Source organism: Pseudomonas sp. P5_109 (assembly GCF_034009455.1).
Taxonomy (GTDB): domain Bacteria; phylum Pseudomonadota; class Gammaproteobacteria; order Pseudomonadales; family Pseudomonadaceae; genus Aquipseudomonas.
On sequence record NZ_CP125380.1, the window covers coordinates 4,328,242 to 4,341,461 of the forward strand.

At 62.3% G+C, this 13,220-nt stretch carries 14 protein-coding genes; 12 read left to right on the top strand and 2 right to left on the bottom strand.

Annotated features, from left to right (window positions below):
• The first annotated feature begins 157 nt into the window (after positions 1-157).
• From QMK54_RS19310 to QMK54_RS19340, 7 genes are all read left to right on the top strand, one after another.
• The gene (locus QMK54_RS19310) at positions 158-1,306 is read left to right on the top strand and encodes an amine dehydrogenase large subunit (protein ID WP_320401155.1); all 1,149 of its coding nucleotides are present in this window, start codon (positions 158-160) and stop codon (positions 1,304-1,306) included.
• Between the two features lie 11 nt (positions 1,307-1,317).
• Positions 1,318-1,857: a MauE/DoxX family redox-associated membrane protein gene (locus QMK54_RS19315; protein WP_320401156.1), complete on the top strand. Its 540-nt coding sequence runs from the start codon at positions 1,318-1,320 to the stop codon at positions 1,855-1,857.
• A gap of 5 nt (positions 1,858-1,862) precedes the next feature.
• Positions 1,863-2,489: a methylamine dehydrogenase accessory protein MauD gene (mauD, locus tag QMK54_RS19320; RefSeq protein ID WP_110661145.1), complete on the top strand. Its 627-nt coding sequence runs from the start codon at positions 1,863-1,865 to the stop codon at positions 2,487-2,489.
• Between the two features lie 18 nt (positions 2,490-2,507).
• On the top strand, positions 2,508-3,029 hold the full coding sequence (locus tag QMK54_RS19325; protein ID WP_007978110.1) for a methylamine dehydrogenase light chain: 522 nt from the start codon (positions 2,508-2,510) through the stop codon (positions 3,027-3,029).
• Positions 3,030-3,249: 220 nt separating this feature from the next.
• Positions 3,250-3,771, top strand: a complete 522-nt coding sequence (locus tag QMK54_RS19330) for a cytochrome C (protein WP_110662088.1) — start codon at positions 3,250-3,252, stop codon at positions 3,769-3,771.
• Between the two features lie 110 nt (positions 3,772-3,881).
• On the top strand, positions 3,882-4,100 hold the full coding sequence (locus QMK54_RS19335) for a DUF4287 domain-containing protein (RefSeq protein ID WP_110662087.1): 219 nt from the start codon (positions 3,882-3,884) through the stop codon (positions 4,098-4,100).
• Positions 4,101-4,211: 111 nt separating this feature from the next.
• Positions 4,212-4,886, top strand: coding sequence for a class I SAM-dependent methyltransferase (locus QMK54_RS19340; RefSeq protein ID WP_320401157.1), 675 nt, complete (start codon positions 4,212-4,214; stop codon positions 4,884-4,886).
• 462 nt (positions 4,887-5,348) lie between these two features.
• Here the strand turns inward: QMK54_RS19340 and metE are convergent, their stop codons facing one another.
• A complete protein-coding gene (gene metE / locus QMK54_RS19345; protein ID WP_320401158.1) occupies positions 5,349-7,637 on the bottom strand; it encodes a 5-methyltetrahydropteroyltriglutamate--homocysteine S-methyltransferase in 2,289 nt (762 codons plus the stop codon).
• A gap of 329 nt (positions 7,638-7,966) precedes the next feature.
• On the opposite strand from metE, the gene QMK54_RS19350 reads away from it, so the two are divergent.
• The 5 genes from QMK54_RS19350 (at position 7,967) to QMK54_RS19370 (ending at position 12,110) form a co-directional block, all read left to right on the top strand.
• A complete protein-coding gene (locus QMK54_RS19350) occupies positions 7,967-8,950 on the top strand; it encodes an iron ABC transporter permease (protein WP_320402934.1) in 984 nt (327 codons plus the stop codon).
• Positions 8,950-9,717 carry a heme ABC transporter ATP-binding protein gene (locus QMK54_RS19355; protein WP_320401159.1) on the top strand — a complete coding sequence of 256 codons (768 nt, stop codon included), beginning with the start codon at positions 8,950-8,952 and terminating at the stop codon, positions 9,715-9,717. The genes QMK54_RS19350 and QMK54_RS19355 overlap by 1 nt, the downstream gene beginning before the upstream one ends.
• A gap of 54 nt (positions 9,718-9,771) precedes the next feature.
• Complete coding sequence (locus QMK54_RS19360; RefSeq protein WP_320401160.1) at positions 9,772-10,656, top strand: ChaN family lipoprotein; 885 nt, start codon at positions 9,772-9,774, stop codon at positions 10,654-10,656.
• A 337-nt stretch (positions 10,657-10,993) separates the two neighbouring features.
• Positions 10,994-11,599: an SCO family protein gene (locus QMK54_RS19365; protein WP_110663101.1), complete on the top strand. Its 606-nt coding sequence runs from the start codon at positions 10,994-10,996 to the stop codon at positions 11,597-11,599.
• Position 11,600: 1 nt separating this feature from the next.
• On the top strand, positions 11,601-12,110 hold the full coding sequence (locus tag QMK54_RS19370) for a copper chaperone PCu(A)C (RefSeq protein WP_320401161.1): 510 nt from the start codon (positions 11,601-11,603) through the stop codon (positions 12,108-12,110).
• Between the two features lie 596 nt (positions 12,111-12,706).
• Here QMK54_RS19370 and QMK54_RS19375 read toward each other — a convergent pair.
• Positions 12,707-13,123 carry an organic hydroperoxide resistance protein gene (locus QMK54_RS19375; protein ID WP_110662118.1) on the bottom strand — a complete coding sequence of 139 codons (417 nt, stop codon included), beginning with the start codon at positions 13,121-13,123 and terminating at the stop codon, positions 12,707-12,709.
• Positions 13,124-13,220 lie beyond the last annotated feature (97 nt).

A 13,220-nucleotide genomic window follows, 5' to 3' on the forward strand; every position in this document is an offset into this window, starting at 1 on the left:
TCAGCTAGTGCAACCCGTTTCATGACACTGGCACAGACACACAAACACTTGGCAGGCAGGGCAATTCTCCCGATCGCGGGGCACGGCAGAATCAAAGGGTAAAAATCTGCCAAAGCACCCGCGATCCGCGTTACCAACAATTCAGGAAGTTCCCCTTATGCGAACAAACAGGATCTCCGTACAGTCAGCGCTAGGCCTGAGCCTGCTTGTACTCGGTTTGAACAGTGCCCGCGCGGATTTGCCCGCCGGTACGATTGGCCAGACCGTTCTGGCGTTTCCACCCGAAGCTCACCGCGCGTTTGTCATCGACGTCGAGTTCGACAGCTTCGTGGCTGGCCGCGTGACCGTGGTCGACCCGGACCAGAAGCGCATCCTCGGCATGGTGCCGACCGGTTTTGCTGCGCCGTCGACCCTCAGCCATGACAAAAAGACTCTCTACAGTGCAGACATCTGGTACTCCCGTGGTACCCGTGGCACTCGTACCGACGTGCTGACCGCCTGGGACAGCTCGACCCTGTCGCCGGCCTGGGAAGTGCTGATTCCGAACAAGCGCGCCGAATCGCTGACCCAGCGTTATTCGCTCAAGCCAAGCGGCGACGACAAGTTCGTCTACGTCTACAACTTCACCCCGTCGACCTCGGTCACTGTGGTCGACACCCAGGCCAAGGCCGTTGCCACGGAAATCGCCATCCCCGGTTGCGTACTCAACTACCCGGTCGGCAACCGCCGCTTCGCCTCGCTGTGCGGCGACGGCAGCCTGCAAGTGGTGACCCTCAACGACCAGGGCCAGGAAACCGCGCGCAGCCGCACGCCGTTCTTTGATCCGAACGCGGAAAAACTGGTAGAGCGCGCGGTCAACGTCGGCGACACCTACTACTTCACCACCACGACCGGCACCGTGCGCCCGGTGGATTTCGCCGGCGATGCGCCGAAGATCCTGCCGTCCTGGTCACTGGTTTCCGACGAAGACAAGAAGGCCGGTTGGGCGCCGGGTGGCTGGCAGTTGATGGCCGTGGCACCGAAGCTGGATCGTCTGTACGTGCTGATGCACGACGCCCACGAAGCCATGAAGTGGGAAGACCCAAGCCCGCTGATCTGGGCGTTTGACCTCAAGACCCACAAGAAGGTAGCGACCCTGGAAGCCCCGGTTCCGGTGTGGAGCATGCAGGCCACTGGCGACGACAAGCCGCTGTTGCTGGGTGCGGACGTGGAAGGCGGTTTGCAGATTTTCGATCTGAAGACCAACAAGCTCACCGGCAGTATGCCGAAAGTCGCGAAGACCGCGACTCAGGTCCTGAGCTACTAAGAGGTTCGGCCATGCACACAGATCCGATCTTCATCATTGCCAGCGCCATCGCCATCGCGGTGTTGCTGGCCAGTGCCGCGACCCACAAGTTGCGCGCACCGGCCCGCTTCACCCGGCAACTGGCGGACTACCAATTGCTGCCCGATGCGCTGGTGCGCCCAACGGCACGCCTGGTTCCGCTGCTGGAACTGGCCATCGCCTTTGCCCTGCTGGTACCGGCAAGCCGTGGCGACGCCGCGTTCAGTGCCGCCAGCCTGTTGGCGCTGTACGCCGCCGCCATCGGCATCAACCTGTGGCGTGGTCGTGCGGACATCGACTGCGGTTGCGCCGGTCCCGACCAGGCGCAACCACTGCGCCCGGTACTGCTGGCACGCAACAGTGCACTGGTAGCCCTGGCGTTGGTGGCCAGCGTGGCGCCGGTGGCCCGCGACCTCAACCTGTTCGATGGTTTCGTGACCCTGGCCGCCGCCGCTGTCGCGCTGCTCATCTACGCCGCTGCCGATGGCTTGCTGGCGAATTCCCCTCTTCTGCTCAAATTGATTGGTAGGTAATCCAAATGGAAGGCTTGATTGTTTCCAACGTTCTGCTCTGGGTGCTGCTGGTGGCCGTGGCGTTTGTCGTCATGGGCCTGGTGCGGCAGATTGGCGTGCTGCACGGTCGCCTGGCCCCGGCTGGCGCGCTGATGGTTGACAAAGGTGTGGCGGTCAATGAAGCCGCACCACAAATCACCGCCTCCGACCGTCACGGTCGCCCGGTGAACTTCGGTTATGCCGGCGAGAAATCGCAACTGCTGTTCTTCCTCTCGCCGACCTGCCCGATCTGCAAGTCGCTGCTGCCGGCGATCAAATCCATCGCCAAGGAACAAGCAGGCAACCTCGACGTGGTGTTCGTCAGCGACGGCGACATGGACGCCCAGCAAGCGCTGATCCGCGAACACAAACTGGAAGACGCGACTTATGTGGTCGGCCCGGAAGTCGGCATGACCTACCAGATCGGCAAGCTGCCGTACGCCGCGCTGATCGACAAGGCCGGCACCCTGCGCGCCAAAGGCCTGGTCAACTCCCGCGAGCACCTGGACAGCCTGTTCGAGGTCGAGCACCTCAAGCACGCGACGCTACAGCAGTACCTCAATGCCCAGCCGCACACCCACGATCACGACCACAGCCACGGCCATAGCCACTGATAAGGCAGGGAGACCTTTATGAAACTGCTGGATCTGTTGTTTGAGCGTTCGACCCGTCGCGTGGCCGACACCACGTCGCGCCGTAAATTGCTGTCGCGCATGGGTTCGCTGATGGTGGCCGGTGCCGCCCTGCCCCTGCTGCTGCCCCTGGACCGCACCAGCAAGGCCCTGGCCGCGGAGCCCGCGCAAGCTGGCGACCCGGGTGATCCGAACAGCTGCGACTACTGGCGCTATTGCTCCATCGACGGCTTTCTGTGCAGCTGCTGCGGCGGGTCGGTGACGTCCTGCCCTCCGGGCACCGAAGCCTCGCAAGTGACCTGGATCGGCACCTGCCGCAACCCGGCCGATGGCAAGGACTACATCATTTCCTATAACGACTGCTGCGGTAAGCAAAGCTGCGCCCAGTGCGCCTGCACCCGTAACGACAGTGAAGAACCGGCTTACCGCCCGTTCAACAACAACGATGTGAACTGGTGCCTGGCCGCCAAATCGCACATCTACCACTGCACCGTTTCGGTTATCCGCGGCGTCGCCGTCTAAACGCGCTCTTTGCGCCGGTTGCTCGCGCAACCGGCGGTTTTTTTCCTGTGGCTGCTTTTCTTTTTTTACTGCTTTGTGTGTGTACCTGTAGGAGCGAGCCTGCTCGCGAAGAACTCAAGGGCGACGCGTTAAACCAGATAGCCCGCGTTATCGTTGACGTCCTTCGCGAGCAGGCTCGCTCCTACAGGTGCCAAACCGGTCATCAGCGGAGTTGGGTTACATGCGTAGTTTGATATTGCTCAGTCTCGTCTGCGCCTTGAGCGCCCCGCTCGCCCAGGCACGGGCCATTCCCGATCCGAACCAGCATCACGCGCCGGGCAATGAATCAGCGCAAACCCCGATAGCCCAGGCCGGGTACAGCGTCGGCGTGAACTACCAGTTGCAATGCGCCGGTTGCCACCTGGGCGACGGCACGGGTTCCGCCGCCAACGACACACCACGGATGAAGGGCTTTGTCGGCAACTTCCTGAAAGTCCCCGGTGGCCGCGAATTCCTCGTGCGGGTACCGGGCATGTCGCAGTCGGCGTTGAACAACGCGCAACTGGCGGACTTGCTCAACTGGCTGATGCGCGAGGACGGCATGGCTGGCAAAAGCGTGCCGGCCGACTATCAGCCTTACACCGCCGAAGAAGTCACGGCGTTGCGCGCCAAGACCATGCTCAACCTGCCCGGCACCCGTGGCGAGTTGATCAAGGCCATGCGAGCCCAGGGCATCGCGATCGATGACGGGATGAACTACTGAGAACAACGTGCTCCAGGTTCGACCACTCGGACGGTGGACGCGTTGACGGCAAATAAGTAACGTAATCGGCGCTGCATTCGAACTCACAATTTGGAAAGGGAGTTTGCATCGTGACCGAAGAGACAAAAACCAAAGGACCGGCTTCGTATTTCCCGTCTATTGAAAAAAAGTATGGGCAGCCGATCAGCCATTGGCTGGACCTGCTCAAAGCCATCACTGACAAGAAACATATGGAACTGGTGGCCTGGCTCAAAACCGAACACGGCATGGGTCATGGCCACGCCAATGCGCTGGTTGCCTATCATCTGGCCGCCAGCAAAAGCGCCTAGCCACGCGTCCATCCTTGTCTGCGCTGTCGGTGGTGCCGGGTAACACCGGCTCCACCGTTAATCTTCTGTTGCCCTATCCTTTCATCCAACCCATTTCGCCGGACATCGACCATGTCAGCCTCCGAATCCACCCTCCTCGACAGCTGGCACCACAACGCCCAGGCCTGGATCGACGCCATCCGCACGGGCTCCATCGAAAGCCGCCTGAAGGTCACCGACCAGGCCATCCTGCTGGCGGTACTCGGCCGCCAGCCCGAGCGTGTGCTCGACCTGGGTTGCGGCGAAGGCTGGCTGTTGCGTGCATTGGCTGACCGCGCCATCGATGCGGTCGGTGTGGATGGCGATCCGACGCTGGTCGAGGCGGCGCGGGCGGCGGGTTCTTCGCCGGTGCATGTGGCGAGTTATGAAGCGCTGGCAGAAGCGCAAGTCGACATCGGCCGCGACTACAACCTGATCTGCGCGAATTTCGCCCTGCTGCAACAGGACATCATCCCCCTGCTCGGCGCCATGAACACCCTGCTCGCCCCCGGTGGCGCGCTGGTGATCCAGACACTGCATCCGTGGACGGCTGCGGCAGGTGACTATCAGGATGGCTGGCGGGAAGAAACCTTCGCCGGGTTCAAGGGGCAGTGGCAGCCGATGCCGTGGTATTTCCGTACCCTGTCCAGTTGGCTCAATGCCCTGGACATGGCCGGTTTTACCCTGGCCGGCTTGCAGGAACCGCAGCACCCGCAAAGCCCCGTGCCACAGTCATTGCTGTTGGTGGCCGAGCCACGGCGCCTGTAGGAGGCACATTCAACATTGATGTCGCCTGACATCAAGCCTTCGCGAGCAAGCCCGCTCCCACAGGTTCGGTGGCTGTACGCAAAAACCGCGAACGGCCCAAATCATTGTGGGAGCGGGCTTGCTCGCGAAGAGGCCGGCACATCCAGCATTGATGTCACAGACACACCGCTATCGCTGGCAAGCCAGCTCCCACAGGTTCGGTGGCTGTACGCAAAATCTGCGAACGGCCCAAATCATTGTGGGAGCGGGCTTGCTCGCGAAGAGGCCGGCACATCCAGCATTGATGTCACAGACACACCGCTATCGCTGGCAAGCCAGCTCCTACAGGGGGCGGGGTGTAAGCAGGCTTTGCGTGTACGCAGTTCAACTGTAGGAGCTGGCTTGCCAGCGATGACGTCGGCACAGCCAACAAAAAAACCGGAGCACAGTGAAGTGCTCCGGTCGGGGCATGCCGCTTTTACGTCAGGCCCATTCTTTACGCAGTTGGCGCGCCGCATTGACCATGTGCACCAGCGCCGCTTCGGTTTCCGGCCAGCCACGGGTTTTCAGGCCGCAGTCCGGGTTGACCCATAGGCGGTGGGCGGGAATGCGTTTGGCTGCCTTGCGCAGCAGGTTGGCCATTTCCGCGGAGTCCGGCACCCGTGGCGAGTGGATGTCGTACACGCCCGGGCCGATTTCGTTCGGGTAGGCGAAGGCTTCGAACGCGTCCAGCAGTTCCATGTCCGAGCGCGAGGTTTCCATGGTGATCACGTCGGCATCCATGGCGGCGATGGACTCGATCACATCGTTGAACTCGCTGTAGCACATGTGGGTGTGGATCTGGGTCTCGTCGCGCACGCCAGAGGCGCACAGGCGGAACACTTCGGTCGCCCAGTCCAGGTAGTGCTGCCACTGCGCCTGGCGCAATGGCAGGCCTTCGCGGAATGCAGCCTCGTCGATCTGCACGATCTTGATGCCGGCGGCTTCGAGGTCGACCACTTCGTCGCGAATCGCCAGGGCCAGTTGGCGGGCCTGCACTTCGCGGCTCACGTCTTCACGCGGGAACGACCACATCAGCATGGTCACGGGGCCGGTCAGCATGCCCTTCATCACTTTGTCGGTGAGGCCTTGGGCGTAGCGGATCCACTCCACGGTCATGGCTTTCGCACGGCTCAGGTCGCCGAAGATCACCGCCGGTTTCACGCAGCGCGAACCGTAGCTCTGGACCCAGCCGAAACGGCTGAACACGTAGCCGTCGAGTTGCTCGGCGAAGTATTCGACCATGTCGTTACGCTCGGCTTCACCGTGCACCAGCACGTCCAGGCCCAGGCGTTCCTGCACCAGCACGGCGTGACGGATCTCGCTGTGCATCGCCTCGGTGTATTCGGCTTCGGTCAGCTTGCCTTGCTTGAACGATTGGCGAGCCAGACGGATCGACGCGGTTTGCGGGAACGAACCGATAGTGGTGGTCGGAAACAGCGGCAGGTTCAAGCCGGCGCGTTGTTTCTCGATACGCCGGGCAAATGGCGAGTGACGTTGGCTGTCCTTGGTGGTGATCGCCGCAACCCGAGCCTGAACGGCCGGCTTGTGGATGCGTGGCGATGCAGCACGGCTGGCCTGCACGGCACGGCTTTGAGTCAGCGCTTCAAGCACCTTCGGCGCTTCCGGCTCGTTGACGGCCTGGGCCAGCACCGCCACTTCCTCACACTTCTGCACGGCAAACGCCAGCCAGCTTTTCAGTTCGGCATCGAGCTTGTCTTCACGCCCCAGGTCGACCGGACTGTGCAGCAGCGAGCAGGACGGCGCGACCCACAGGCGATCACCCAGACGCTCATGAGCGTGCTGCAAGGTGGCCAGGGCGTTTTCCAGATCGCAACGCCAGACGTTACGGCCATTCACCACGCCCAGCGACAGCACTTTGTAGGCGGGCAGGCGGTCGAGGATGGTCGGGAACTGCTCAGGTGCGCGGACCAGGTCGATGTGCAATCCGTCCACTGGCAGGTTGGCGGCCAGGCCCAGGTTTTCTTCAAGGCCACCAAAGTAAGTGGCGACCAGTTTCTTCAGCGGGTCACGCTGAATCAGGTTGTAGGCGCGTTCGAAGGCGTTTTTCCACTCTTGCGGCAGATCGAGCACCAGGATCGGCTCGTCGATTTGCACCCATTCAACGCCTTGTGCCGCCAGGCGCTGGAAGATCTGGCCGTACAGCGGCAGCAGGCGATCGAGCAGTTCGAGCTTGTCGAATTCGGCGCCCTTGGCCTTGCCCAACCACAGGTAAGTCAGCGGGCCGATGATCACCGGCTTGACGTCGTGCCCCATTGCGCGGGCCTCTTCGACTTCTTCGAACAGCTGATCCCAACCGAGCTTGAACTGCTGGTCGGCGCTGAATTCAGGCACGAGGTAGTGATAGTTGGTGTCGAACCACTTGGTCATTTCCTGGGCGTGGGCGCCGCCGCAGCAGCTGTCGCTGACACCGCGTGCCATGCCGAACAGGGTTTGCAGGCTGGCCTTGCCATCGTGCGGGCGGAATCGCTCTGGGATCACACCGAACATCAACGAGTGAGTCAGGACCTGGTCGTACCAGGCGAAGTCGCCGACCGGCAACAGTTCGATCCCGACTTTTTTCTGCAAGTCCCAGTGGCTCTTGCGCAGGTCACGGCCCACGGCACGCAGACCGGCTTCGTCGAGTTCGCCTTTCCAGAACGCCTCTTGAGCTTTTTTCAGTTCGCGGTCGCGACCGATGCGCGGAAATCCAAGGGAATGGGCCAATGCCATGACAATAAAACTCCATATAGTTAATGGAGCCATTGTCGGTAGTTGAGCCTTGGTGAGACAAACTCATTTTAATCGTGATGATCACGAGTTATCCTCATGATCAATCAACACTGGTTGCAAGTTGACCGACCATGACCTGTGCGTAAGCCGGATGTCGATGGCATCATCACCCGCTACGAATAATTCGATGATCGCCGCCCTCTGATCGGCCAAGGAATAATCCCGATGCGTATCAAGACACTGTCGGCCCGGGCCCGGACCGCCGGGATCAACCCATGACGGCCATTTTTCGGCCGCGTCCCACCTTGATCTTTTTGTTGCTGTTACTGGTGCTGGTATTCTGGTTGTCCCTGGCCCTCGGGCCGGTCAGCCTGCCGCTGGGCGATACCCTGCTGGCCGGGATGCGTCTGCTCGGGTTGCCGCTGAACGGTGGCGACACGCAACAGGCGGAATTGATCCTCGGGCAGATTCGCCTGCCACGCAGCCTGCTCGGCATCGCCGTCGGTTCGGTACTGGCGTTGTCCGGCGTGGCCATGCAGGGGTTGTTCCGCAACCCCTTGGCCGATCCGGGCCTGGTCGGCGTTTCCGGCGGTGCGGCACTCGGTGCCGCCCTCGCCATCGTCGGCGGCAGCCTGCTCGGCGGCGTGCCACCGGCCATCGAGCCTTATCTGCTGTCGCTCTGCGCCTTCGGCGGTGGCTTGATCGTCACGGCGGTGGTGTATCGCTTCGGCCGCCGCAACGGGCAAACCGACGTTGCCACCATGCTCCTGGCGGGCGTGGCGATGACGGCCATGGCCGGTGCCGGCGTGGGGCTGTTCACCTACCTGGCCGATGACGCGACCTTGCGCACCCTGACGTTCTGGAACCTGGGCAGCCTCAACGGTGCCAGTTACCCGCGCCTGTGGCCTTTGTTGATCGTCACCGTGGGCGTGGCGTTGTGGTTGCCACGTCGCGCGGCGGCGCTCAATGCCATGCTGCTGGGCGAATCCGAGGCCCGTCACCTTGGCTTCGACATCGAGCGGATCAAGCTTGAACTGGTGTTGTGCACGGCGCTCGGCGTCGGCGCGGCCGTCGCGGCGGCCGGCCTGATCGGTTTTATCGGCCTGGTAGTGCCGCACCTGATGCGCCTGCTGGTCGGCCCGGATCACCGGGTGTTGCTGCCCGCTTCGTTGCTGGCAGGTGCCAGCCTGTTGCTATTGGCCGATCTGGCCGCGCGCCTGGTGTTGGCGCCGGCTGAATTGCCCATCGGCATCGTCACGGCATTGATCGGCGCGCCGTTCTTTCTCTATCTGCTGGTACGAGGGCGTTCCTGATGCTGCGGGCAAACAACCTGCTGGTACGTCGGGGCAACCGCACGGTACTGGCCAATATCGATGTCCAATTGCGCCCGGGTGAAGTGCTCGGTGTGCTGGGGCCGAACGGCGCGGGCAAAAGCACCCTGCTCGCCGCACTGTGCGGCGAACTGGCGAGCAGCGAAGGCACGGTCAGCCTCGACGAGCGTCCGCTCGCCGACTGGCCGGGTCAGGAGCGGGCCAAACGCCTGGCCGTGCTGCCGCAGAGCTCGAGCCTGAACTTTGCCTTCTCGGTCAACGAAGTCGTCGGCATGGGGCGCTTGCCTCACGCCAGCGGTCGTGTGCGCGATGGCGAATTTGTCGCCGAGGCGCTGCGCTGCGCCGACGCCCTGCACCTGGCCGAACGCAGCTATCTGGCCCTGTCCGGCGGTGAGCGCCAGCGCGTGCATCTGGCGCGGGTGCTGGCTCAGCTCTGGCCGGGTGCCGAAGGGCAAACCCTGCTGCTCGATGAACCGACGTCGATGCTCGATCCGCTGCACCAGCACACCATTTTGCAAGCCGTGCGCGACTTTGCCGAGCGCGGGGCCGCCGTGCTGGTGATTCTGCACGACCTCAACCTGGCCGCGCGCTACTGCGATCAACTGCTGTTGTTGCAACAAGGCCTGCCCCACGCCTATGGCCCTCCGGCAGACGTGCTGACCGCCGAAGCGCTGGCGGCGGTGTATGGCCTGGAGGTGCTGATTCACCAGCATCCGGAGCGCGGCCACCCGTTGATCATCGCGCGCTGATTCCGCCCCCCTCCGTCCTTGATCGGGGGGCTTCCATCTATTTAAGGAAAACCGATGCGCTTTCTGTTGCTGTGTGCGTTCAGCCTGCTGGCTGGCTGCCAAACCCATTCTGTAACGCCGCCCCCGGCACCGATTGCCCCGCAAGGGCGCGATCACGCCGACCTTGGCGTCATCCGCGAACTCGCCAGCGGTCGCACGCTGACCCCGCAGGAACTGGTCGAGCGCCTGGCCGCCGCGCCGCGGGTTCTAGTCGGTGAACAGCACGACAATCCGGACCACCACGCCCTGCAATTGTGGTTGCTGCGCGAGCTGGCGGCACAACGCCCCCAGGGCAGCCTGCTGATGGAAATGCTCAACCCCGATCAACAGGCCAGGGTCGATGCCGCGCAAACTCAAACCCGCGCCGGCCAGCCACCGGCCGATGCGTTCAAGGCGCTGGCCTGGCAGGCCAATTGGGATTGGAGCGTCTATGGCGCCCTCGTCACCTACGCGTTGCGCCAACCCTATCCACTGCTGGCGGCGAACCTGGATCGCGCGCAGATCATGCAGATCTACAAACAGCGTCCGCTGCTCACGGGTGAAGCGTCCACCACCCAACAGGTGCAGGCGACCTTGCTCGACGACATCCGCGAATCCCATTGCGGGCTGTTGCCCGAAGCACAGATGCCGGCCATGCTCGCCGTGCAGCAACAGCGTGACCGGCGCATGGCCGAACGCCTGATGGCCGCGCCAACGCCTGCGTTGCTGCTGGCCGGCGCCTTCCACGTACGCAAGGATCTGGGAGTGCCGCTGCACCTCAAGGACCTGGGTGCCGGTGAAGGCAATGCGGTGCTGATCCTCGCCGAAGCGGGCAAGACCGTGACCGCCGACAGCGCGGATTACGTGTGGTACACCGCCGCACAGCCGGAACAGGATCATTGCGCGAAGCTGCGTCGTTAAAGCCAGACGAAACATTGTGGCGAGGGGGCTTGCCTGTGGCGAGGGGGCTTGCCCCCGTTCGGCCGCGAAGCGGTCGCGAAACAGATGAATGCGGTTTACCTGACAAACCGCATTGTCTGTATTTGGGACTACTTCGTAGTCCAACGGGGGCAAGCCCCCTCGCCACAAGAGCGCAGCCAGCCCCGCTGCGGCGCGACACTATGTCGCGCCGCAGCAAAGGTCCAATGGTCGCATCCGCCCCTCAGGCACCGGCACAGTTTGTTAACATCCCCGCGATTTTTTCGTCTGTACAGCCACCACGCTGTCAGTTCAGCCTGTTCAACAGGATGCTTTTTTCATGAGTACTTTGTATACCCGCCGAACCGTCTTGCAAGGCATGGGCCTGTTGAGCCTGGGCCTGCTCGCCGGTTGCGACGACAGCAGCAAGCTGTCGTTCAAGTACGGCAAAGACCTCAGCGACAAGATCATGGGGCGCAACTTCAAGCTCACGGACACCCAGGGCGAAACCCGGATGCTGGGCAGCTATCGTGGCTTGATGCCGATGGTGTTCTTCGGTTTCACCCAATGCCCGGCCGTGTGCCCGACCACCCTGGCCCGTGCCGCGCAGGCCAAGAAGCTGATGGGTCGCGATGGCGAAAGGCTGCAGGTGGTCTTCATCACCCTGGACCCCGAGCGCGACACCCCGGAGCTGCTCGACAAGTACGTCAAGGCATTCGACCCGAGTTTCGAAGCGCTGTACGGCACCCTGGAAGAAACCGCCGCCACCGCCAAGGAATTCGGCGTGTTCTTCGAGAAAGTACCGAGCGGCGATACCTATACCCTCTCCCATACCGCGACCAGCTATGTCTTCGACTCCCGGGGCAATCTGCGCCTGGGACTGTCCGCGTCCCTGACGGCCCAAGAGTGCGCAGAAGACCTGCTCACCGTGATGGAGGTTTGCTGAAATGAATGCACCGCAGGCTAGAAACCGTTTCGCACAACGTTGCAGGCAACTGGCGCTGGGCTTGTCCCTGGTTGGCCTGGCCCTTCAGGCGTCGGCACAAACCGAGGTCAAGGACGCCTGGGTCCGCGCCACCGTGGCCGGCCAGCCGTCGAGCGGCGCCTTCATGACCGTCACTGCGAGCAGCGACAGCAAACTGCTAAGCGTGCAAACGCCGGTTGCCGAGCTAGTACAGATCCATGAAATGAGCATGAAAGACGATGTGATGAAAATGCAGCAGGTGCAGTCCGTTGCGTTGCCGGCCGGAGAAGCAGTGAGCTTCGATCCCAACGGCTACCACATCATGCTCATGAACCTGACGGGCCAGATCAAGGAAGGCGACAAGGTGCCGCTGACCCTGACCGTGGAAGACGCCAAGGGTGCGAAAGAGTCGATTCAGGTTGAAGCCGTTACCAAGGCGATCGGTACCATGGATCACAGTGCGATGACGCATGATCACAGCAAGATGAATTGATCGCTCCATCCGTTAAAACTCAGAACCTGTGGGAGCGGCGGTGCGGCGATCCGACTTGCTCGCGAAGGCGGTTTGCCAGGCAACATCGATGTTGAATGTGCCTGCCTCTTCGCGAGCAAGCCCGCTCCCACGGTGATTTGGGTAGTTCGCGGATATTGCGTACAGCCATCGAACCTGTGGGAGCGGGCTTGCTCGCGAAGGCGGCATGTCAGGCAACATCGATGCTGAATGTGCCGGCCTCTTCGCGAGCAAGCCCGCTCCCACGGTGATTTGGGTAGTTCGCGGATATTGCGTACAGCCACCGAACCTGTGGGAGCGGGCTTGCTCGCGAAGGCGGCATGTCAGGCAACATCGATGCTGAATGTGCCGGCCTCTTTCGCGAGCAAGCCCGCCCCACGGTGATTTGGGTAGTTCGCGGATATTGCGTACAGCCACCGAACCTGTGGGAGCGGGCTTGCTCGCGAAGGCGGCATGTCAGGCAACATCGATGCTGAATGTGCCGGCCTCTTCGCGAGCAAGCCCGCTCCCACAGTTTGATCTTCAGTGAATGTGAGTCCTGCGGCCGGCCACATATTGGTGGGAACGAGCCCGTCGACTCAAACCAGCTTGAGCACGACGTTGATGTTGTTGCGCGTGGCTTTCGAGTACGGGCAGTACTGGTGCCCGGTGTCGACGATTTTCTGCGCGGTCTCGCGATCCAGCCCCGGCAGACTGACATTGAGTCGCGCCTGGAGCAGATAGCCGCCTTCGTTGGTGCCCAGGTCGACTTCGGCATCGACGGCCACATCCTTGGGCAACGCCACTTTCATTTCCCTGGCGGCCACTTGCATGGCGCCGATGAAACAGGCTGACCATCCGGCAGCGAACAGTTGCTCGGGGTTGGTTCCGCCACCGCCCGCACCTGGCGACGACAGCTTCACATCGAGGATCCCGTCGGAACTGCGGGACGCGCCATCGCGCCCGCCGGTGGTGTGGGTCTTGGCGGTGTACAACACTTTATCGATCTGGCTCATGGTGACCTCCTGATTGAGTTGTAAGAAACCGGTCTTAACACCCCATCCGGTCGCTGGGATGGTCAATCAATATAGACGTCACAGCGCCACACCGTGA